This window comes from Streptomyces sp. CA-106110 (genome assembly GCF_050936285.1).
In the GTDB taxonomy this organism is placed as follows: Bacteria; Actinomycetota; Actinomycetes; order Streptomycetales; family Streptomycetaceae; genus Streptomyces.
In genome coordinates this window covers 1,778,989-1,799,800 of sequence record NZ_JBNJNB010000001.1, presented here as the reverse complement: position 1 = coordinate 1,799,800, position 20,812 = coordinate 1,778,989, and the positions used below count along the sequence as shown (strand labels likewise).

17 protein-coding genes and 1 pseudogene are annotated in these 20,812 nt (G+C 70.5%); 10 read left to right on the top strand and 8 right to left on the bottom strand.

Translation table 11 applies throughout. The features are described from left to right. Nucleotides 1-160: 160 nt before the first annotated feature. From crcB (ACQEXA_RS08375) to crcB (ACQEXA_RS08365), 3 genes are read left to right on the top strand one after another with little or no spacing between them, the layout of a single operon-like run. Nucleotides 161-637: a fluoride efflux transporter CrcB gene (gene crcB / locus ACQEXA_RS08375; protein ID WP_432935590.1), complete on the top strand. Its 477-nt coding sequence runs from the start codon at nucleotides 161-163 to the stop codon at nucleotides 635-637. 35 nt (nucleotides 638-672) lie between these two features. Beyond that, nucleotides 673-1,053 carry a DUF190 domain-containing protein gene (locus ACQEXA_RS08370; RefSeq protein ID WP_359396568.1) on the top strand — a complete coding sequence of 127 codons (381 nt, stop codon included), beginning with the start codon at nucleotides 673-675 and terminating at the stop codon, nucleotides 1,051-1,053. Beyond that, on the top strand, nucleotides 1,050-1,424 hold the full coding sequence (crcB, locus tag ACQEXA_RS08365) for a fluoride efflux transporter CrcB (protein ID WP_359396429.1): 375 nt from the start codon (nucleotides 1,050-1,052) through the stop codon (nucleotides 1,422-1,424). Before ACQEXA_RS08370 ends, crcB (ACQEXA_RS08365) begins: the two co-directional genes overlap by 4 nt. Nucleotides 1,425-1,477: 53 nt before the next feature. On the opposite strand, the gene ACQEXA_RS08360 is transcribed toward crcB (ACQEXA_RS08365), so the two are convergent. Continuing rightward, entirely contained in the window at nucleotides 1,478-2,134 is a 657-nt protein-coding gene (locus ACQEXA_RS08360) for a transposase (protein WP_433134491.1), read from the bottom strand. A gap of 2 nt (nucleotides 2,135-2,136) precedes the next feature. Further along, nucleotides 2,137-3,380, bottom strand: a protein-coding gene (locus ACQEXA_RS08355; RefSeq protein ID WP_432920220.1) for an IS3 family transposase whose coding sequence is annotated in 2 segments (ribosomal slippage) — nucleotides 2,137-3,041 and nucleotides 3,041-3,380 — 1,245 coding nt in all. Because the reading frame shifts where the segments join, the coding sequence is not laid out codon by codon here. Between the two features lie 364 nt (nucleotides 3,381-3,744). Between ACQEXA_RS08355 and ACQEXA_RS08350 the strand changes: the two genes are divergently transcribed. From ACQEXA_RS08350 to ACQEXA_RS08330, 5 genes are all read left to right on the top strand, one after another. Beyond that, nucleotides 3,745-5,907: a zinc ribbon domain-containing protein gene (locus ACQEXA_RS08350; protein ID WP_433129252.1), complete on the top strand. Its 2,163-nt coding sequence runs from the start codon at nucleotides 3,745-3,747 to the stop codon at nucleotides 5,905-5,907. 91 nt (nucleotides 5,908-5,998) lie between these two features. Further along, a complete protein-coding gene (locus tag ACQEXA_RS08345) occupies nucleotides 5,999-6,832 on the top strand; it encodes an undecaprenyl-diphosphate phosphatase (RefSeq protein ID WP_432935592.1) in 834 nt (277 codons plus the stop codon). 146 nt (nucleotides 6,833-6,978) lie between these two features. Beyond that, nucleotides 6,979-7,902, top strand: coding sequence for a glutaminase (locus ACQEXA_RS08340; RefSeq protein ID WP_432935594.1), 924 nt, complete (start codon nucleotides 6,979-6,981; stop codon nucleotides 7,900-7,902). A gap of 148 nt (nucleotides 7,903-8,050) precedes the next feature. Beyond that, nucleotides 8,051-9,439, top strand: a complete 1,389-nt coding sequence (mptB, locus tag ACQEXA_RS08335) for a polyprenol phosphomannose-dependent alpha 1,6 mannosyltransferase MptB (RefSeq protein ID WP_433129250.1) — start codon at nucleotides 8,051-8,053, stop codon at nucleotides 9,437-9,439. Continuing rightward, complete coding sequence (locus ACQEXA_RS08330; protein ID WP_432935598.1) at nucleotides 9,436-10,800, top strand: glycosyltransferase family 87 protein; 1,365 nt, start codon at nucleotides 9,436-9,438, stop codon at nucleotides 10,798-10,800. Before mptB ends, ACQEXA_RS08330 begins: the two co-directional genes overlap by 4 nt. An 83-nt stretch (nucleotides 10,801-10,883) precedes the next feature. Here ACQEXA_RS08330 and ACQEXA_RS08325 read toward each other — a convergent pair. Both ACQEXA_RS08325 and rho read right to left on the bottom strand, forming a co-directional pair. Then, nucleotides 10,884-11,711: pseudogene (locus tag ACQEXA_RS08325) on the bottom strand (D-alanyl-D-alanine carboxypeptidase family protein); the annotation flags it as partial. 109 nt (nucleotides 11,712-11,820) lie between these two features. After that, on the bottom strand, nucleotides 11,821-13,062 hold the full coding sequence (gene rho / locus ACQEXA_RS08320) for a transcription termination factor Rho (protein ID WP_433129248.1): 1,242 nt from the start codon (nucleotides 13,060-13,062) through the stop codon (nucleotides 11,821-11,823). Nucleotides 13,063-13,387: 325 nt separating this feature from the next. Here rho and ACQEXA_RS08315 point away from each other — a divergent pair, with 325 nt between their 5' ends. Then, nucleotides 13,388-14,626, top strand: coding sequence for a cytochrome P450 family protein (locus ACQEXA_RS08315; protein ID WP_432935602.1), 1,239 nt, complete (start codon nucleotides 13,388-13,390; stop codon nucleotides 14,624-14,626). A gap of 87 nt (nucleotides 14,627-14,713) precedes the next feature. On the opposite strand, the gene ACQEXA_RS08310 is transcribed toward ACQEXA_RS08315, so the two are convergent. Then, a complete protein-coding gene (locus ACQEXA_RS08310) occupies nucleotides 14,714-15,841 on the bottom strand; it encodes a glycoside hydrolase family 19 protein (protein WP_432935604.1) in 1,128 nt (375 codons plus the stop codon). Nucleotides 15,842-16,155: 314 nt separating this feature from the next. Next, nucleotides 16,156-17,739 carry an alpha-amylase family glycosyl hydrolase gene (locus ACQEXA_RS08305; RefSeq protein WP_432935606.1) on the bottom strand — a complete coding sequence of 528 codons (1,584 nt, stop codon included), beginning with the start codon at nucleotides 17,737-17,739 and terminating at the stop codon, nucleotides 16,156-16,158. A gap of 128 nt (nucleotides 17,740-17,867) precedes the next feature. Here ACQEXA_RS08305 and ACQEXA_RS08300 point away from each other — a divergent pair, with 128 nt between their 5' ends. Beyond that, nucleotides 17,868-18,620 carry a methyltransferase domain-containing protein gene (locus ACQEXA_RS08300; RefSeq protein WP_432935608.1) on the top strand — a complete coding sequence of 251 codons (753 nt, stop codon included), beginning with the start codon at nucleotides 17,868-17,870 and terminating at the stop codon, nucleotides 18,618-18,620. A gap of 222 nt (nucleotides 18,621-18,842) precedes the next feature. Here the strand turns inward: ACQEXA_RS08300 and ACQEXA_RS08295 are convergent, their stop codons facing one another. Next, nucleotides 18,843-19,577 carry a GntR family transcriptional regulator gene (locus ACQEXA_RS08295; protein ID WP_432935610.1) on the bottom strand — a complete coding sequence of 245 codons (735 nt, stop codon included), beginning with the start codon at nucleotides 19,575-19,577 and terminating at the stop codon, nucleotides 18,843-18,845. A 201-nt stretch (nucleotides 19,578-19,778) separates the two neighbouring features. Continuing rightward, nucleotides 19,779-20,744, bottom strand: coding sequence for an acetylxylan esterase (locus tag ACQEXA_RS08290; protein WP_432935612.1), 966 nt, complete (start codon nucleotides 20,742-20,744; stop codon nucleotides 19,779-19,781). Between the last annotated feature and the right edge of the window lie 68 nt (nucleotides 20,745-20,812).

The following is a 20,812-nucleotide window of genomic DNA, read 5'->3' as shown; positions in this document are numbered from 1 at the left end:
CCCCGGTCGGGGTTACCCTTGCTCGGGCCGCGATCATGTCTTGCGGCGCGGCGGTGGGGCCCGCCGTCCACGAACCGCGGCAGTTCTGCCGCCAACGGTCCCTACTTGCGATGGAGCGTGCCCGTCCAGCAGGGTCGCGGCGAGTAGGAGAAGTACACCGATGAGAGTCCCCCACCCCAAGAGTGCCGACCGCGGCAGTGCCGCCACGCCCGAGCCCGTCCGGCGGCCGTCGTCCTGGCAGGGTCAGGGGCCCGTCGTCGCGGTCGTCTCCCTCGGTGGCGTCGTCGGCGCCACCGCCCGGTACGGCGCGTCGCTGCTGTGGCCCGCGGGGGCCGGGGGATTCCCCTGGGCCACCTTCTGGGTCAACGTCGCCGGCTGCGCCGTGATGGGCGTGTTCATGGTCGTCATCACCGATGTGTGGGCGGCCCACCGGCTGGTGCGGCCCTTCTTCGGCACGGGTGTGCTCGGCGGCTTCACCACCTTCTCGACCTACGCCGTCGACATCGAGCGGCTGGTCGACTCGGGGCACCCGCGCACCGCGTTCGCCTATCTGTTCGCGACCCTGCTCGGGGCCCTCGCGGCGGTGTGGCTCGCGATGGCGACCGCCCGCCGGGCCCTGGCACGGCGGCAACGATGAACGAGACCACCGACCGGCGCCCCGCGGAGGCGGCCATGACACGACTGACCGGCAGGGCCCTCAGGCTGACCGTCTTCATCGGCGAGCACGACCGGTGGCACCACAAGCCCCTCTACGCCGAGATCGTGCACCGCGCGCATGCCGCCGGACTCGCGGGTGCGAGCGTCTTCCGCGGTATCGAGGGCTTCGGTGCCTCCTCCCTCATCCACACCTCGCGGCTGCTGTCGCTGAGCGAGGACCTGCCGGTGGCCGTGGTGCTCGTGGACACCGAGGAGCGCATCCGCGCCTTCCTGTCGCAGCTCGACGAACTCGTCACCGAGGGGCTCGTGACGCTGGACCCCTGCGAGGTCATCACGTACGTCGGGCGGCACGACGCGCCGCCCGCGGCGGACGGGGAAGGCGAGAACTCGTTGTGAATTGGCTGCTGGTGATCGTCGGCGCCATGGTCGGGGCGCCGTTGCGCTATGTCGTGGACCGTGCGGTGCAGTTCAAGCACGACACGGTCTTCCCCTGGGGCACCCTGCTGGTCAATGTCACGGGTTCTCTGGTCCTCGGCCTGCTGACCGGGGCGGCCTCGGCCGGTCATGCTTCCCCGCACCTGCAACTTCTGATCGGTACGGGCCTGTGCGGGGCGCTGACGACGTACTCGACGTTCTCGTACGAGACGCTGCGGCTGACCGGGACGGGGGCGGGGTTCTACGCTGCCGCCAACGTCGTGGCGAACGTGGCGGCGGGGCTGGGTGCAGCCTTTGTCGGGGTTTCGTTCACCCAGGCTCTGTGGCCCTAAGAGCTATCACGTAATGCGGGTCGGGGCGTGTCTCACTTCTGGGAGTGCTTCGTTTACCGGATGTCGATCTTGAGGTTGTGGAGTGCGGCGACGCCGGCGACGGCGTGGTTGATCGCGTTGCCGCGGCGTCTGCATTGGCGGAGGATCTGGTGGTCTTTGAGTCGGGCGATGGTGTGTTCGGCGACGGCCCGCCGTTTGCGGAACCGGCGGTAGGCGCGGTCTTTGATGATGCGACCGTCGACCCCGCGGCGTGGTGTGCGGATGCGGTCGCATCCGCGGTAGCCGCCGTCACCGGACAGGCGGGGATGATCAGGGAGTGTTTTCTGGAGGGTTTCGCGGAAGACGACCACATCGTTGCGGTTGCCCGGCCAGGCGTCTTTGACGGCGACGACGCGGCGGTCGCGGGCTCTGCAGACGATCTGCACGTTGACGCTGCGCCGGTAGTTCTTGCTCTTCGCTGTGCGTTGCTGGTCGTGGACGGGGATGAGGGTGCCGTCGACCACCCACAATTCCCGCCGGTCGGTGGGCGGTGGCCCGAGGAGTTCGGCGAGCGGTGCGGCCAGCCGAGAAATGACCCGGTGGGCGGCCGCGTGGGAGATGCCGAAGAGGGAGCCGAGTTGCTGCATGGTGAGGTTGGTGCGGTACGCGAGGACGATGAGCAGGACCCGGTCGGGGGGGGTTCCCCCCGAGAAGTAGACACCGGTTTGTATGCTTATGCGGCAAGTGTGAGTGTAGCTGAGTGTCGGGCCTCGTAGGCGACGGGGCTGAGCTGGCCGTTCTTCTTGTGTCTGCGGCGGGTGTTGTAGCGCGTGAGCCAGCGGAACACGGACAGCCGGCAGGCGCGGGCGCCGTCCCAGCGGCGGGCGCCTTGCAGTGTTTCGCGTTTCAGGGATGCGTGGAAGCTCTCGCAGGCGGCGTTGTCCGCGCTGGTGCCGACGGCGCCCATGGACTGGGTGATGCCCAACTCCTTGCACAGGTCGGCGAATTCCTTCGACGTGTACTGGGCTCCGTGATCGCTGTGGAAGATCGCCCCGTCCAGGCTGCCGCGGGTCGTGGCGGCCATCCGCAGCGCGTCGGCGACCAGTTCGGTGCGCATGTGGTCGGCGATGGAGTAGCCGACCACCCGGCGGCTGAAGCAATCCAGCACGGTGGCGAGATAGAGGAACTCGCCGTCGCCGACGGGCAGATAGGTTATGTCGCCCATGTACTTCGCACCCGGCTCGGCGGCGGTGAAGTCCCGGCCGAACAGGTCCGGCACCACCTGGTTCGCCGGCTCGGGCACGGTGGTGCGGACTTTCTTGCGCAGGTGCACCCCGACGATGTTGAACTTGCGCATGACGCGGGCCACCTTCTTCTCGTTGATCTCCATGCCGTGCGTGTCCCGCAGCTCGGCGGTGACGCGCGGGGAGCCGTAGGTGCCGTCGGAGTCGTCGTGCACGGCCTTGATCTTCGTCGCCAGGGCCGCCTCGGTCCGCTCCCGCGCGGCGCGGGCCTCGCGACCCGCCCGCCACTTGTAGAAGCTGGAGCGGTGCACGTCGAGCACCTGGCACAGCCGCTTGACCGGGTAGGTCTCGCAGTGGTCCTCGATGAACTGGCAGCGGCCTACCAGGTCATCTCCGAGGCGAAAAACTTCGTCGCCTTGCGCAGAATGTCCCGCTCGGTGGCGAGCGTGGCGTTCTCCTTGCGGGCGGCCTTCAGCTCGGCCTCCAGGGCCTGGATGCGGGCTGCGAGCTCCTCGCGGGTGGCCTCGACGGCCGGGGTGGTGCTGGTCACGTTCTTCCTGGTCAAGCCGGTGGTGCTGCCGCCGCGGGCGCGGTCGGCGCGGATCCAGTTCCGCAGGGTCTCCGCGTTGAGTCCCAGGTCACGCGCGGCTTGCGCGATCGTGAGATCAGCATCCGAGTGGAACAGGGCCACGGCGTCGGCCTTGAACTCGGGCGAATAGACCTTCATCACCATAATCGGTCACCCTCTCCCGACCCCCACCGGGGTCGAGGTCAGGGTGTCCACCACTCAGGGGGAGGCTCCGGGGAACGGCAATGCCCAGGGCCGGCCCCTGCCGGTATCGGGCGCGAGTTCCCACAGTTGCCTGACGAGGTGCTGCATGTGCGGCCCGGTTAGGCCTGTCCAGGCACGAAGGTCGGACGAGGTGCAGTGGGCAAGACGCAGGCGCATGACGGCCATCGCAGAGACCGAAGTCCTCTTGTGAGACGGGGCGTTGTCAGTGGGCTCTTGTAGCTTTGGTGTTGGTTGCCGCACTGGTCAAACTGCGGGCAGGTGACGTCGTCGTTGGGCGTGAGTCAAAGAAGGTGGTGGAGCATTGGTGAGCACAGCATTGGGCAAGCCCGTGTCCGCCTCCGGCGGTGCGCCTCCTGCCCGCCGGTTCCGGGGCAAGAACAAGGGGAAGCGCTGGACGCGGGATAAGGACACCGAGCTTGCGGTGATCCGCCTCCCGCTGGATGTCCACGACCCTGATACCCGGCACCGGACCGAGGACCTGTTCTCGGCGATGTGGTCGATCAAGCGGGCCTTGCAGCGTGATGCGCGGGACGCGGTCGATGCGTACTGGGCCGGTGATGTCCGCCGCGAAGTGGATGTGAAAGCGTGGCGGCTGGAACTCGGTCTGTCCCGGGAAGGGATGGAACGCCGCGCCTACCGGCACATGGAACACTCGAAACACCTTGCCCATCACGTCACCAAAGCTTTGGTGATGCACCAGGCGGATGAGGTGTTCGAGACGTCGGTGAGCCGGCATTTGTTCCCGGATGCCTCCGGCCGCAGGCACGGCCGGCCCCGCGTGGGCCGGTGGTGGGACTACACCCGCATCCCCGGCCGCGCCCGCTCCCACACCACCTCGCGGACATGGGAAACCTTCCGGCTCCACGGCACCCTCGCCGGGCACCTGGACACCTACCGCCATCGCAGCCTCGACCGCACGTTCCTCACCCCGGAGCAGGTCGCCGCGCTCCCTGCAGGGATCGGGGTGCTCGAGCAGCCGCGGCACCTGCCTGCTCCTATGCGCCCTTCGGGACGCGTTCAGACGGGCGAGGTGACGGCGAAGGACACGCCGAAGACGCGGGCCGCCACGTGGTGGGATCACACCGGACCTTTGGCCGTCGTGTTCACCGGCGGAGCGGATTCCCGCCGCGGCGACCTGGTCCTGCCCGTCCGCCTGCCGTCGGGTTCGGGCCGCTGGCCGCGTCTGCTGCACTTCCTGACCAATCCCGATACCTGGCACAAGATCGACCTCGTGCGCCGCCGCGACACCTCAGCGCCGGGCGGATGGGCGTACCAAGCCCACCTGATGGTCCTGACCGGCGGCTACGCGTCCCCCGCCACGAAGGCCCGGCGTGCGGCGGCGGCCGCACTGGAGCGGGTCGGCGGGATCGACGGCAACGTCTCCAACCTCTCCATCGTCTCCTTCCCGAACACCTTCGACCCCGCCGACGGCGACGTCGAAACAGCCCGCATCGAGCCCAGCGACGCGGAGCTTGCCGCGCTGGCGAAAGCCCGGCGCAAGGACCGCGGCCGCAGGCGCGCCCTCGACCGCTCCCGCCGAGCGTCCAACCCCGGCCAGTACCAGCCGTCGAAACGCCAACAAGCCCGGGCCGAACGGCGCCAGGCCGCACGCCTGCCCGCCCGGGCCGTCGAAACGCCCGGCGGGGCAAGGGCAGCGAACAAGGCTGGAGTGCCCAAGCAGCCCTACCGGCGCGACAGCCTGTCAGCCGGCTACCGGCTCAACCGGGCTCGCCTTGCCGAAGCCGCGGCCACGCAGGCTGCGGCAAAAGACCACCGCGCCCGCCGCATCGCCGAAGAGATCACCGCCGACCACGGCGCGAACCTGATCGTCGAGGACTGCGACATCCGCACCTGGTACCGCAGGTGGGGCAAAGCACTGCAGGCCACCACACCCGGACGGCTCATAGCTGCCATCGGCCGGGAATGCGAGAAGACCGGCCGGCGGATGCTCCGGGCCTCCACCTTCACAACCACACTCTCCCAGACCTGCTTCTGCGGCGAACGCGTTCCCAAAACCCTCGCCGACCGCATCCACACCTGCCCCACGTGCGGGCTCGTCGGCGACAGGGACAAAATCTCCGCCGCGCTCTGCGCCCACGTCCACCTCGCTGATCCGGACGACCCAAGCACCGCACGCCTGGACATAGTCCAGGCGCACCACACACAGATCATGTTCCATGAAGGGCTGCAAGAAGCCCTGTCGAGTCAACCGCAGCGCGGTGACCGCCCCACCCGGGGCCGCACCCACGCGGCAGCCCACAAGCCGGAAGTTTCCGGCCGCGGGCCTCTGCTCGACAAAACACCACCACCCGGTACCGCACTTACCCCGAATGAGACCCGACCCGCGAACGAGCGGCACAAGGCCCACGTCGGAACAGCCGGCTGCACGGAGCTGACACGCCACCCAGGCGCGCCGGCTCCGTACAGACATCGGGTGGACATCACCTCATTACGTGATGACTCTTAGGGGGCGGACGTGATCCGGGCGGGCGTAGTAAAACCTTCTTGCAGCACTACCGCCTACAGCACTGTCGACCAACTCCTCAGAACTGGATCCCATGAGTGTCATCAACGTCGGTCAGGCCGTCGTCCTCGGAGTCGTCGAGGGGGTGACCGAATTCCTCCCCGTCTCGTCGACCGGCCACCTCAAGATCACCGAGGGGCTGATGGGGATCCCCGTCGACGACAAGGCCGTCGTCGGGTTCTCGGCCGTCATCCAGGTCGGGGCGATCGCGGCCGTGCTCCTGTACTTCTTCAAGGACATCGTGCGGATCGTCTCGGCGTGGTTCCGGGGCCTGTTCAACCCGCGGGAGCGGTATCACCACGACTACAAGTTCGCCTGGTGGGTGATCGCCGCGACCATTCCGATCGTGGTGGTGGGCCTGGCCGCGAAGCCGCTGATCGACGGGCCGCTCGCCTCGCTGTGGGTGGTGGCGGCCTCGCTGATCGTCGGCAGCGGCGTGATGTGGGCGGCCGACCAGATGGGCCGGCACAAGCGCGGCGAGGACGACACCTCGTTCAAGGACGCGATGCTGGTGGGCAGCTCCCAGATCCTCGCGCTGCTCTTCCCGGGCTTCTCCCGCTCCGGCGCGACGATGTCGACCGCGCTCATCCTCGACCTCGACCGGGTCGCGGCGACCCGTCTCTCCTTCTTCCTCGGCATTCCCGCCCTCACCGGCGCCGGTCTCTACGAGCTGAAGGACGCCCTGGGGACGGGGGTGGGCGCCGCGCCGCTGGCCGTCGGGACGATCGTCTCCTTCGTGGTCGCCTACGCCTCGATCGCCTGGCTCCTGAAGTTCGTGGCCAAGCACTCCTTCAACGCCTTCGTGATCTACCGGCTCGTCATCGGCGTGCTGCTGCTGGGTCTGCTCGGGACCGGCGCGCTCAGCTGATCAAGGACCTGCTGCCGGCGGCCGGCTCACCGGCCGGCCGCCGCTGTCCGCCAGGGGGCGGGATGCCGGTGCCGCGGCCTCCCGCCCTCTGAACGTTTCGGTGCCCCCTGGAGCGGTCCGCCCCGCCGGGCGGCACGATGGTGACCATGGCCACCTCGCCGCCCTTCCAGGCCGTACTGGACCGCATCGCCGAAGAGATCGAGCAGTTGCCCGGGCGCGGGCGGCCCGCCGACTACATCCCCGCACTCGCCGCCCTGGACCCGCGACGCTTCGGTATGGCGGTGGCCGAGCCGGACGGCGCCGTGTACGGCGTGGGGGAGTGGCGGCAGCCGTTCTCCACTCAGTCCGTCACCAAGGTCTACACCCTCGCTCTCGACCTCGCCCGCGAAGGCGACGCACTGTGGGAGCACGTGGGCCGGGAGCCCTCGGGCAACCCCTTCAACTCACTGGTCCAGCTGGAGTACGAGAACGGGATCCCGCGCAACCCGTTCATCAACGCGGGCGCCCTCGTCGTCACCGACCGGCTGCACACCCGCACCGGGAACGCCGCCGGTGCGCTGCTCGACTTCCTGCGGGCCGAGAGCGGCAACCCGGAACTCTCCTTCGACCAGGAGGTCGCTGCCTCCGAGACCGCACACGGTGACCGCAACGCCGCCCTCGCCCATTTCATGGCGTCCTACGGCAACATCGGCAACCCGGTGCCGGTCCTCCTCGACCAGTACTTCCGGCAGTGCTCCATCGACGCGTCCTGCGCCGACCTCGCGCTCGCGACCGGCTTCCTGGCCCGGCACGGCATCGGGGCCGACGGCTCACGGCTGCTGACCCGCAGTCAGGCCAAGCAGGTCAACGCGGTGATGCTCACCTGTGGCACGTACGACGCGGCGGGCGACTTCGCGTACCGGGTGGGGCTCCCCGGCAAGAGCGGCGTGGGCGGCGGCATCATCGCGGTCGTCCCCGGCCGCTGCACGCTGTGCGTGTGGAGTCCCGGTCTGGACGAGCGCGGCAATTCGGTCGCGGGCGTCGCGGCCCTGGACCGTTTCACCACTCTCACGGGGCTTTCTGTGTTCTGACCGTGCCGCCCGTGCGCGTGGCGCCGACCGGGGCCTTTGTGTCTCCGACGACGGCCGATCACATTGCGGCCACATGTAGGCCGCCCGGCCGAGGGACGCGCGTCGCTTTCTCGCCACCCGGCGTTGACACGCTAACCGAGTGTTGGCCATGGCTTTCCCCGTCGATCTCCGCCGCTGCCAGGCGCTCGGACTGGCCGGTACGGCCATTCTCGCGTTGGGCGGTGAGACCGCCGGGGCCCTGCCGGTCGCGGATCTGGTCTCCCCCGAGTCCGGGCGAGCCGCCCTCGGACTCGTGGGGGTGTACTTCGGTGTCGTCCTGCTCATTGCCGCCTGGGCACTGCTCGGCAGGGTGATTCGCGGCCCGGAGCCGCCCACCCCACGTGCCCTGCTGCTCGTCCTCGCCGTGTGGGCGGCACCGCTGTTGCTGGCGCCGCCGCTGTTCAGCCGGGACGTGTACAGCTACCTCGCGCAAGGCGCCATGGTCGACTCCCATATCGACGTATACGCACACGGGCCCGCGCAACTCGGCGGTCCGCTGGCCGACGAGGTCGCGCCCGTGTGGCGGAACACGGCGGCACCCTACGGGCCGGTCTTCCTCGTCGTCGCCCGCGCGCTCTCCGCCCTGACCCGTGGTGAACTCCCGGCCGGGTTGCTCGGCATGAGGCTGGTCGCCCTTGTCGGCGTGGCCTTGATGGCGGCGGCGTTGCCGCGGCTCGCCCGGCAGTGCGGCGCCGACCCGGCCGCCGCGCTCTGGCTCGGCGCGCTGAACCCGCTGGTGCTGCTGCACCTGGTCGCGGGCGCCCACAACGACGCCATCATGCTGGGACTGCTGGGCGTCGGCCTGCTCGCCGCCCGCGGCCGCCTGCACGTCGTCGGCGTCGTCCTGGTCACGCTCGCCGCTCTGGTCAAGGCCCCAGCCGCCTTGGGCCTGCTGGCAGTCATCGCGCTACGGCGCCACGTGGGTCTGGCGCGGGGGGTGGCCACGACCACGGTGACGGCGGTGGCCACCACCGTGGTGGCCACGGCGGTCGCGGGCACGGGATACGGCTGGATAGCCGCCCTGAAAACCCCTGTCTCACCGCACAACTGGTCACCCACCAGCGTGCTCGGCCGGGTCACCGGCCGTCTGCTCGACGGTCTGGGAAGCGACTTCGCGCCTCTCGCCATCCCGGTCTGGCACGCCGCCGGACTTCTCGCGACCACGCTCGCGGTGCTGTTCATATGGCTGAAGCTGCGGCCTGGCCCGATCTACGCGCTCGGTCTGAGCCTTGCCGTCGTCGCCGTTCTCGGCCCGGCGATCCGGCCCTGGTACGCCCTGTGGGGGTTGTTCCTCATCGCCGCGGCGGCCCCGAGCGCTTCCGTGCGCCACCGGGTGGCCGCCGCCACCGCGGTGCTCGCGCTGGGCGTGCTGCCGAGCGGTGGCCCGCCGGACACCGCCCAGGTGGTGCTGGCCGTCTCCGGCGGCGTCCTCGCCCTGGTCGTCCTGTGGCAGGCGCACCAGGCGTCGCAGGCTCCCGTGCTGGGAGGAACCGCGTGAGACCTCCCCGTACCGAGAGGGGACGGCTCGTTCTCGTCCTGTGCCTCGCCGCCGCCGTGGCCGTCTTCACGGCCACGGTTCCGCTGCTGCGCGGCTGGTTCGACCTGCGCGTCTACTACGGGACCGTGGACGCCTGGGTGCACCATGGCGGTCACATCTACGACTACCGGGTGCCGGGGACGACATACGGCTTCACGTATCCGCCGTTCGCCGCCCTGTGCATGCTGCCGATGGCGTTCGTCGGCCTGAACACGGCCATCGTCGGCGCGCTGCTGCTGAACCTCGCGGCCGTTTCCGTCGTGCTGTGGATCCTCGTCGGTGCGGAGTTGCGCCGGTACGGATGGTTCGGCTGGGCCCTGGCCGCGTGCACGCTGGCGGTACTGGAACCGGTGCGGGACACCTTCAGCTTCGGGCAGGTCAACCTTCTGCTGCTGGCTCTGGTGCTGGTCGACGCCTGGTTGCTGTCCACCGGCCGCGAGCGCTGGGCCGGGATCGGCATCGGACTCGCGGCGGCCATCAAGCTGACGCCCGCGGTCTTCATCGGCCTGCTTCTGCTCGCCCGCAGATGGCGGGCCGCCGCCGTCGCGACCGCCGTCGCGGCGGCCGGCACGCTGTTCGCCTTCCTGGCGGCTCCGAGTGCCTCCCGCTTCTACTGGGGGCACGCCGTGTGGGACACCACCCGCGTCGGGCGCCTCGACTACGTCTCCAACCAGTCGTTGCAGGGCGTCCTCGCCCGGCTCGCGGCACCGGGCGAACCGAGCCATGCGGCCTGGGCGGTGACCGCCGTCCTGGTTCTCGCGCTGTGGGTGTGGCGCACCCACCGTGCGCTCAGGGCCGGCGAGTGGCGGGCCGCCTTCGCGCTGACGGGGCTCACCGCCTGCCTGATCAGCCCGATCACCTGGGTGCACCACCTCGTCTGGCTGCTGCCGTCGTTCGCCGTGCTGGTCCAGGCGGGTCGGCTGCGGATCGCGGGCGCCCTCTACGCGGTGCTGTGCAGCAGTGTGGTGTGGCTGTGGTTCGACGACGCATCGGGGATCGACGGCTTCATCGGCAGCAACATCTACGTATGGATCACCCTCGGTCTTCTGTTGTGGCTGCCGGTCGGTCAGCCTCGGGCCGGGCGCCCGTTCTTCAGCCGCATCGCCAGCGCGACCACCGCCCCCACGCCCACCCCGACGGCACCCGCGAGCGCCCCTCTTTCCGGCCAGTCGGTGTCCTCCGCCGGAGAGGCCGCGGGCGCGGGCGCGGGAGAGGGACGGGACCGCGACCCTGCCGGGCGGGCGGGAAGGAGCGAGCCGACCGGCGTGACACGTCCTTCGGCGGCGAACCCCCAGTCGAGCAGCGAGCGCGCCTCCTCGTAGACCGCGTGCGGGCGGCCTCCTTGAGGGTTCATCACCGTCACCACAAGGGTGCGCCCGCTGTGGCGGGCGGCGGCCACGAGAGTGTTGCCCGCATGGCTGGTGTAGCCGTTCTTGATGCCGATCAGCCCGGGGTAGGCCGCCACGCCGTCGCGACCGGTCAGCAGCCGGTTCGTGTTCGCGATCTCGTACGAGGACCCGCCGTCGCCGGGGAATTTGGACTCGACGGTGCCGCAGTAGCGTGTGAAGTCCGCGTTCTGCAGTCCGGCCCGCCCGAACACCGCGAGGTCGTACGCGGACGACACCTGTCCGTCGGCGTCGTATCCGTCGGGGGTGACCACGTGGGTGTCGAGAGCGCCCAGTGAGCGGGCCTTGGCCTGCATCTGGCGGACGGTCGTCGGCACCCCGCCGTTGAGTGCGGAGAGTACATGCACGGCGTCGTTGCCGGAGTTCAGGAAGACCCCCTGCCACAGGTCGCTGACCCGGTAGGTGTGCCCCTCGCGGATGCCGACCAGGCTGCTGCCGGGTTCGACGCCCGCCAGGTCGAGCCGGCTGACGGTGTGCTCGGTCGCGCCGGGCAGCGTCGGCAGGACGGTGAGGGCGAAAAGGGTCTTCAGGGTGCTCGCGGGAGGCAGCGGGCGGTGCGCGTCGTGTGCGGCGAGCACGGCGCCGGTGCCGGCGTCGGCCACCACCCAGGACAGGGCCGACACCTCGGGCAACGGGGTGGCTCCTGGGCGTGGCCGCACCTGTGTCCCGGACTGGTACAGGGCCGAGGTCCGTGCGGTCGTGGACCCGTCGGTACCGGAATCGGCGCCCGTGTCGGCGACGGCGGGGTGCGGTACGAGGACCGGTGCGGCAAGCACGCCGATCGTGCAGCAGGAGACGACGACGCGGGATGAGAATCCGATGCTCATACCGGAAACGTTAGGAAAGGTACGGGTGTGTATGCCCGGATGACGTGGGCCGAGTGGGGGGATGGTGCACCCGGATGCCGGAAACCGGGACGTCGACGGGCCCTGTGGGTCACCCGGCAGGCAGCGTGGGCTGGATCTGGCGCAGGAAGGCCGTGTTGTCGGGGGTGGCCCGCAGCCGTTCCAGCAGGGTCTGCAGGTTGGCCTGGCCGTCACCCGACTGCAGGGCACGCCGCAGTCCCCGCACGGCCGTCAGCTCCCGTGCGGACAACAGGAGTTCCTCGCGACGCGTGCCGGACGGGGCGATGTCCACAGCCGGGTAGAGGCGGTGGGAGGCGAGGGCGCGGTCGAGCCGCAGTTCCATGTTGCCGGTGCTTTTGAGCTCCTCGAAGAAGAAGTCGTCGGCTCGGGAACCGGTCTCCACCAGAGCGGTGGCCAGGATGGTGAGGGAGCCGCCCTCCTCGGCCAGACGTGCGGCGCCGAAGAGCCGCTTGGGGCCTTGCAGGGCGGCCGCGTCCACCCCGCCGCTGAGGGTGCGCCCACCGGCGGCGGCCGCGTTGTTGTGCGCCCGGCACAGCCGGGTCAGCGAGTCGAGCAGGACGACGACGTCCTGCCCCTGCTCGACGAGGCGCTTGGCGCGCTCGACGACCAGTTCGGCGAGCGCGATGTGCTGCTTCGGGCTCCGGTCGAACGTCGAGGCGTACACCTCGCCGCGCACCGAGCGCCGCATGTCGGTCACCTCTTCGGGCCGTTCGTCGAGCAGCACCACCATCAGGTGGCACTCGGGGTGGTTGCCGGCGACCGCCGCGGCGATCTGCTGGAGCAGCACGGTCTTGCCGGTCTTGGGCGGCGCGACGATCAGCCCGCGCTGTCCCTTGCCGATGGGCGAGAGGAGGTCGATGACGCGTCCGGACAGGCCGGCCGCCGGGTGTTCCAGGCGAAACCGCTCGCGCGGGTGCAGCGGGGTGAGGTCGCGGAAGTGCGGACGGCCGCGCAGTTCGTCCGGGGCGCGGCCGTTGATCTGCTCGACCTCGGTGAGGGAGCGCCCGGCACGGGTGCCGACGAGCGTGTCGCCCTTGCGCAGCCCGTGGCGGCGGATGAGGGCAGGGGCGACCTGGGGATCGGCGGGCGAGGCGGCACAGCCGGCGGAGCGCAGATGCCCCTTGCCGTTCTGGTCCACGTCGAGCACGCCGGTGACGGTCTGGGGCGGGGTTTCCTGCCGTGCGGCAGAGGGTTCGAGTGTGGTGGTCATTCGGGGTCCTTTCACGGACGGAGACTCGGTACGGGAGGGGGAGGGGCCGGGGAGGCGGATAGGAACGCGCCTCGCTGCGGCGGAGAACATCACCTCGGGCACGGCGGAAACACACTGCTCACGAGGTGATGCGGGAAAGCCGATGCGTCTGCGTCGGTCACGGGAAGACGGACGAGTCGACGCACTGGGAGGAACGAGCACCGGCGCCCAGAAGGGGCGTACACAGGTGCTGATCGCACTGTAGCACTCGACGAGCGGGTGCGGGGCCGGGATGGATCCGGGCGTCCGGTTCAACGTATCGCGGACGTGGCCTATTCCGGCCTTCGGCGCGGGGTGCCGGCTTCGCCCAGGTGCTGCGCATCGTGCGGCAAGCGGGCAGAATCGATCGCCGTACGGCGTCAGAGCGACCCCCACGGCAGGAGTTCCGGTGGACACCTCCTCCGCCGCACCACACCGTATGGACCCCTCAGGTGGATGCCCGCACGCCGACAACGCCAGACTGCTCGCTAGAGGTGCCGTCACGCCGGTCGTGCTGCCCGGGGAGATCGAGGGGGTGGCCGTACTCGGGCACGACGCCCTGAGGGAGTTCCTTTCGCACCCTGATGTCGCGAAGAACGCGCGTCACTTCACCGCGCTGCGCGAGGGGCGGATCGCCGAGGGCTGGCCCCTGATGACCTTCGCGACCGTGCAGGGGATGACCACGGCCGACGGCGAGGACCACCGGCGGCTGCGGTCGCTCGTAAGCCGGGCGTTCACGGCGCGGCGCGTCGAGGAACTGCGCCCGCGTGTCGAGCAGTTGACCGCCTCCCTGCTCGAGGACCTGGCCCGCGCCGCCGCATCCGCCGACGGGGTGGCCGATCTCAGGCGGCACTTCGCGCTGCCCCTGCCGATGGCGGTCATCAGTGAGCTGCTCGGCGTGGACGACCGCTACCGGGACCGGCTGCACCAGCTGTCCAGCCGGGTCGTGGCCACGGACATCGGCCCGCAGCAGGCCATCGCCGCCAACCGGGACCTCGTCGCCGTCCTCGGTGAGATCGCCGCCGCCAAGGCAGAGTGCCCGGAGGACGACCTCACCAGCGCGCTCATCGCCGCCCACGACGAGGACGGCGACCGGCTCAGCGGGCCGGAGCTGATCGGCACCCTGGTGCTGATGATCATCGCTGGGCACGAGACCACCCTCAACCTGATCACCAACGCCGTCCGGGCGCTCTGCGGCCATCGCGAGCAGCTCGTACTCGTGCAGAAGGGCCAGGTGGGGTGGGGCGATGTCGTGGAGGAGACCCTGCGCTGGGACGCGCCCGTGAGCTACTTCCCCTTCCGCTACCCCGTGCGGGACCTGACCGTGGACGGGACCGTCATACCCAAGGGCACGCCCGTGCTCGCCGGATACTCCGCCGCCGGGCGCGATCCGGCCGTGCACGGAGCGGACGCCGACCGGTTCGATGTCACCAGGCCGGGGCGCAGTGGCGCGGTACGCAGTCTGTCGCTCGGGCACGGTGCCCACTACTGCCTGGGCGCTCCGCTGGCCCGTATGGAGGCCGGGATCGCGCTGGAGCGCCTGTTCACCCGTTTCCCGGAGCTCGAACTCGCCCTTCCGGAGGCCGAGCTGACCCCTCATGCGAGCTTCGTGGGCAACAGCGTGCGGACGCTTCCCGTACGCCTGTGAACCCGCGCCCACAGCGGTCGTAGGAGCCTACGGTCACCGCGGGGCACGCCGGGGCCGGAGTCCCGGACCCCGGCGTGCCCGGTGCGCTCAGCAGTAGAGGTTGGAGCCGGGGCTGACGCCGAGGAGCGCGGTGAACCGCTGGTAGGCGTCCACACGGCTCTGCACCTGGGCGGGGTTCCTTCCGTCGCACTCCAGGGAGCCGTTGATGCTGCGGATGGTCTGGCCGAAGCCGGCCTGGTTCACCATCGCGTCGTGCGGGGTCATGGTGCCGGGACCGGACTGCGTGTTCCAGTACCAAAGGCCCGTGCGCCACGCCACGGCGGCGTCGTTCTGCACCAGCCACGGGTTGTCGAGAAGGTCGATGCCGAGCGCGTCCCCGGCGGCCTTGTAGTTGAAGTTCCAGCTGAGCTGGATGGGGCCGCGGCCGTAGTACGCCGCCTGCCCGGCCGGGCAGCCGTTGGGCCGGCCCCAGTCGCAGTAGGTCGGGTAGTTGGCGGTGTTCTGCTCGACCACGTACACCAGGCCGCCGGTCTCGTGGCTGACGTTGGCCAGGAACGCCGCCGCCTCCTGCTTCTTCACGGTGTCGCTGCCCGTGTTGGCGAACCCCGGGTAGGAGCTCAGGGCCTGGACGAGACCGCTGTAGCTGTAGAAGGAATTCCGGTTCGGGAACATCTGGTTGAACTGGGCTTCGCTGACCACGAATCCGGACGGGTTGGAATTGCCGCCGCCGCTCGCGGGAGCGTTCCACTTCTGGTTGGCCGCACCCGTGCAGGTCCAGATCTGCAGCCGGGTGGCGTTGGCGGAGTTGTTGTCACGGACGTCCAGGCACTTGTTCGCGGCCGGGTTGACTATGTCGTGGGCGCCGATGACCACCCACTGCTGGTTGGCGCCGCCCGTACAGTCCCAGAGCTGCACCGCGGCGCCGTCGGCCGTGCTGCGGTCGACGACGTCCAGGCACTTGCCGAGCGCCCGCAGGGTGCCGTCCCCCGGGTTGGACCAGAGCTGGGCGCCGGTGCCGTTGCAGTCGTAGAGCTGTACGGCTGTTCCGTTCGCGCTGTTGGCTCCGGCGACATCGACGCACTTGCCGGCGAGCCCGGTGATCCGGCCGTCGGCGGCGCGGGCGGGCGCGGTGGTGAAGAGTGCGGCCAGCACGGCGGCGAGGACGGCGCCGATCATGAGCCTGAGTGGGAAACGTCTGAAGTGGGGGGTGGACATCACGGAGTTCACTCCTCGTCGGTTCAGGACGGTCTGCGTGGCGACACCGCGACCGGCCCGGGAGCTGCTTCGCTCAGTGGAACTCCGGTAGCACATAAGGGACTTGACGGCGGGGAACCTAAAGGTCTGAACCAATCGCGTCAAGAGGTGAAGCGCCACAACGTTGTCATCCCGGCCAACTGCTCAGGAGTCGAAACCGGACGCGTGGTGAGGTACGCCGAGGTGGGGCGTGTACCGGGGGAGCCGGTCGCCCTCACGGCGCGGTAGCAAGCGCGTGCGGGATGCCCGGGACCCGTCCCGGGCATCCCGCCGCTCTAGCCGTCGAGTTCGAAGACGCCGTAGCCGAATCCGCGGGCCGTGATCACGCCGTCGGTGAGCTCCACTCCCGAGGACGCCAGCGGGCGGCCGGTAGCGGCGTGGGGATGGCGGGCCTCGTCGCGCCGCGGGTTGACGACCACCAGATAGCGGCCGCCCCGGACGTACACGAACGGGTACCCGGTGTGCAGCACCGCCAGCGAGGCGCGCGGGCCGAGTTCCGGAGCGGATCTGCGCAAGGCGATCAGCCGGCGCACGAGGTGCAGCAGGGAGGCCTCGTCGGCGCGCTGCGCGGCGACGGTGGGACGGTCGGGAGAGGGGTCCAGGGGGAGGTACAGACGGTCCTCGGCAGCCGTGGAGAACCCGGCGTTCGAGCCCTCGTCCCACTGCATGGGGGTGCGCGAGCCCGCCCGGTTGTACCGCGGCCCGAGCACGCTGCCCTCCTTGTCCGGCAGGCCCGGGACGTAGCGCATGCCGATCTCGTCGCCGTAGTAGATCGCGGGCAGCGTCGGCCAGGTCAGCTGGAACGCGAAGGCGGCGGGCAGCTGCTCCGCCGTGCGGGGCCCGCAGTTGAGGCGGGAGAAGTCGTGGTTCGAGGTCGGCAGGGAGATGAAACCGGAGGATCCCAGCGCCGCCGCCGCCTTGTCGTAGGCCTCCACGAAGGGGCGTGCGGAGCCCTGGCCGTTCGGGTCGAAGAAGCAGTCCAGCGGGTCCCAGCGCGCGTCGACCGTGCCCTCGCCGTTGCTCCACAGCGAACGCAGGGCCAGACCGTCCGTGGAGCCGCCGAAGTGCAGGAAGAAGTCCGTGTGGAAGCCGGCCGGGACGGAGACCTCGGGGTCGCCCCACTCCGACAGCAGCACTGCCTGCGGATGGGCCCCGTCCAGCCAGTGCCGCAACTCGGTCCAGACCGCGGCCGTCTCCGTCCGGTCCGGGTCGTCCTTGACGAGCGAGGCCGCCATGTCGACGCGGAAGCCGGAAAGCCCGAGCCGCAGCCAGTGGTCCATGACCTCGCGCAGCGCGGCCCGGTTGGCGAGCGGGCCCTCGGCGTCCACCGGCTGACGCCAGGGCTCGTCCGGATCCTCCCGCGCATAGCCGAAGTTGAGGGCGGGCTGGACGTCGAAGAAGTTCGGCAGATACGAACCCGGGCGGGTGCCGGGAGAGGCGACGAAGCCCTGCGGGCGGCCCTGGGGCGCCCAGATGTAGCGGTGGTCGTCGGGGTCGTCCGCGGATGCCCTGAACCACGGATGCCGGTCGGAGGTGTGCCCGGCCACGAGGTCGAGCAGGATGCGGATACCCCGGCGGCCCGCCTCGTCGACGAGTTCCGCCAGATCTTCGGCGGACCCGTATCGGGGCGCGATGCTCAGGTAGTCGGCGACGTCGTACCCCGCGTCGCGGAAGGGGGAGACGAAACAGGGGTTGAGCCACACGGTGTTGACGCCCAGCCACGCGAGGTGGTCGAGGCGCTCGGCGACCCCGTTGAGGTCGCCGATGCCGTCGCCGTCGGAGTCGGCGAACGACTGCGGATAGATCTGGTAGAAGACAGCGTCGGCCAGCCAGGCGGGGGCGGGACGGAACGTGGTCATGGAGGGGACCATACGGGAGCACGCGCGGCCTCGTCGCCGTCCGTCGTTCCTTGAACGAAGTCGATCCGGTCCGAACGATCCGGGGTGATCCGGTCCCCGTGCGCCCCGCTGCGCATAAGCTGGCCGTGATGTTCTCCCCGCACGGTCCCACCCTCCGCGAGCTGGCCGTTCAGGCGCTGTCGTCGGTCGAGCACGGCTACGACCTGCTCGCGCCCAAGTTCGACCACACCCCCTTCCGCACCCCCGACCCCGTCCTCGAAGCGGTCGAAGCGGCACTGGCGCATCTCGGTCCGTTCGAGCGCGGACTCGATCTGTGCTGCGGCACCGGCGCGGGGATGGAGGTGCTGCGCTCCGTCTGCCGTGAGAGTGTCACCGGCGTCGACTTCAGCGCCGGGATGCTGACCGTCGGACGCGAGCAGGTGTCCTCGGGCGGCTCGCCGCGCGTCGACTGGGTGCGTGCCGACGCCCGCGCCCTGCCCTTCGGCCCGGTCTTCGACCTGGCCCTGAGCTTCGGGGCGTTCGGCCACTTTCTGCCACGGGAGTTGCCCGGACTGTTCGCGCAGGTCCACTCGGTGCTGCGGCCGGGCGGACGGTTCGTGTTCCCGATCGGGGCCCCGCCAGGACCGGTCTCGCCCTGGTACTGGGCGCTGCTCGGCTTCGACACCGTGATGCGCGTGCGCAACGCCGTCCGGCGGCCGTCGTTCGTCATGTACTACCGGACGTTCCGCTTCGGTGACGTCCGCCGTGAGCTGGCGCGTGCCGGTTTCACCGTGGCCCACGGGCCACTGCCCGGCTTCGGCCGAAGGCCCGACGGCACCCCGCGCTGCAGGCTGATCGTGGCCACGCGGGACAGCGGTACACCGCAGGTCCGAGCGCAGTGACGGTCGCGGGGCCACATGGCAGGTCCCAGCACGCGGTCGCGCCCGAGCTGAGTGCGTGGGTCCGGGCCAGGAGCAGGGTGACGTCGTCACGCGGTGCCCGCGTGGGCAGCGTCTCGATCACCGACGAGCAGAGCTTCTCCAGGGACCAGCCGGGATGTGCCAGGACGCCGCCCAGTTGCTCCCTTCCGACGTCGATGCCCTGGTCGCGGCGGTTCCGTGCGGTCAGCCGGCCGCCGGCAGCGTGAACTCGTAGACCAGGGCATCGCGTTGGGCCTCCACCACGAGTTCGGTGATCTCCAGCGGCCGGTCCCACTGGTCGTGCACATGGCGTGTCACCCGCACGGACGGCGGCAGCGGGGTGATCGCGTCGCGGTGGTGCAGGGTCAGTCCCGCCGTGCGCATCCAGTCGTAGGCGCGCCACAGCTCGGCGGCGGCCCGCCCGTCCGCCCGGTCGCGGTAGCGGGCCAGCTCCGGCACCTCGGTGACCGCGACCGGGGAGAACGAGGTGACGGCCGACCGTGTCCCGGAACCGTCCGCCGCCGCCGACGCGTACCGGTGCACGAGGGTGGGCCGCCGGGGCGCGAGGCCGAGCGCCCGGGCGTGCTCGGGGCAGGGGACCTCCCAGCTGACGGTCGCCCGGGCGGGATCCGCGTCCTGCGCCCCCACCGGGAACGCCAGCGAGGGGACGTGGTCGGCCGTGGCGCCGGACAGCACCGCGTGACTGCCGCGCCGGTCCGTGGCGACCAGCCCTCCGCGGCGCAGCATCTGCAGGGCCTGGCGTACGGTCTCCCGGCTGACGCCGAAGTGCGCCGCCAACTGCCGTTCGCCGGGGAGTCGTTCGCCCGGCGGGATGACACCGTCGCGCAACTCGCCGAGCAGCTGGGTGGCGATCCGCCAGTAGAGCGGCTCCTCCTGCGGGCGGGGTCGAGGGTGGTCGGGTCGGGTGGAGCGGGCCATGTCCGCGCCTCCTGGTGACAAGACGTAGCCGTGCGGGATCAGTGCGCGACCAGATCTAGCATTGGTCTAAACCACCAGGGAAGGGCGGTCCGGGAGATCGGCCGAATCCGGCCCGTGGCGCCCCGCAGGACCCGCGACGTTCACCACGGGTGTGCCCCAGGTCCCGTGGACGGGCCCGGCTCGGCGTCTCCTCGCGGCTCGTCAGAAACGGGCCGCCAGCCAGCGCAGTTTGACCGCTTCCTGGTAGGGGCCACCGCCCTCGTGGTCGTTGAAGTCGTAGACCTCGACCTTCTTGTCGTCGTGCGCCCACGCGTTGAAGGCGGCGAACACCGTGGACGGGGGGCAGGTCTGGTCCTCCAGCGCGGCCGAGAACAGCGCGGGAGCCCGGCCGCGGGCGGCGAAGTGCACACCGTCGAAGTACGACAGCGTCCGCATCACCCGCTCGGTGCGGCCGCGGTGGGTCTTGAGGTAGTTGCCGATCTCCCGGTACGGCTGCCGGTCCGTGAGCGTCGTGGCGCGCGGGAAGTCGCACAGGAAGGGCACGTCCGGGGCGACCGCCACCAGATCCGGTACGAGACCGCCGACCGCGAGCGTGATGCCGCCGCCCTGGCTGATCCCGACGGCCGCGGTACGGGAGGCGTCGGTCAACGGGTGCGCACGCGCCGCCTCGACGGCACGCACACCGTCCGTGAACAGCCGGCGGTAGTAGTACGTCTCCGGGTCCTCGACGCCGCGCGTCATGAACCCGGGAAAGGCCGGGGCGCTGCCCACCGGGTCGGGCGTCCCGCCGCCGCCCCATGTGCTGCCCTGCCCCCGTGTGTCCATCACGAAGTGCGCGAAGCCCGCCGATGCCCACAGCAGATGCACATGCGGAAGGCCGCGTCCACCGCCGTAGCCGACGAACTCCACCACCGTGGGCAGCGGCCCGTCCACGGATGCCGGAACGGTCAGCCAGCCCTTGACCGGATGGCCGCCGAACCCGGCGAACGTCACGTCGTACACCTGGAGCGTCTTGAGACCGGTGTCGACCGGCTCGAAGCGGGCGTCCAGTTCGTGCTCGCGGGCCTCCTGCAGCGTCTTCGTCCAGAACGCGTCGAAGTCAGCCGGTTCGACCGAGACGCTGCGGTATGCCCGGAGTTCGTCGGGCGGCAGGTCGAACAGGGCCATGAGGAACCACCTTTGACGACAGGAGCACGGATGATCGAGATGATCACACCGTACGGTCGTCGCGGCAG

Coding starts and splice junctions, on each gene's coding strand:
- ACQEXA_RS08340 (WP_432935594.1), top strand. CDS start 6,979: ATGGCCACCTCGCCGCCCTTCCAGGCCGTACTGGACCGCATCGCCGAA.
- ACQEXA_RS08295 (WP_432935610.1), bottom strand. CDS start 19,577: ATGGCCCGCTCCACCCGACCCGACCACCCTCGACCCCGCCCGCAGGAG.
- ACQEXA_RS08370 (WP_359396568.1), top strand. CDS start 673: ATGACACGACTGACCGGCAGGGCCCTCAGGCTGACCGTCTTCATCGGC.
- crcB (WP_432935590.1), top strand. CDS start 161: ATGAGAGTCCCCCACCCCAAGAGTGCCGACCGCGGCAGTGCCGCCACG.
- mptB (WP_433129250.1), top strand. CDS start 8,051: ATGGCTTTCCCCGTCGATCTCCGCCGCTGCCAGGCGCTCGGACTGGCC.
- ACQEXA_RS08305 (WP_432935606.1), bottom strand. CDS start 17,739: ATGACCACGTTCCGTCCCGCCCCCGCCTGGCTGGCCGACGCTGTCTTC.
- ACQEXA_RS08310 (WP_432935604.1), bottom strand. CDS start 15,841: ATGTCCACCCCCCACTTCAGACGTTTCCCACTCAGGCTCATGATCGGC.
- ACQEXA_RS08300 (WP_432935608.1), top strand. CDS start 17,868: ATGTTCTCCCCGCACGGTCCCACCCTCCGCGAGCTGGCCGTTCAGGCG.
- ACQEXA_RS08345 (WP_432935592.1), top strand. CDS start 5,999: ATGAGTGTCATCAACGTCGGTCAGGCCGTCGTCCTCGGAGTCGTCGAG.
- ACQEXA_RS08290 (WP_432935612.1), bottom strand. CDS start 20,744: ATGGCCCTGTTCGACCTGCCGCCCGACGAACTCCGGGCATACCGCAGC.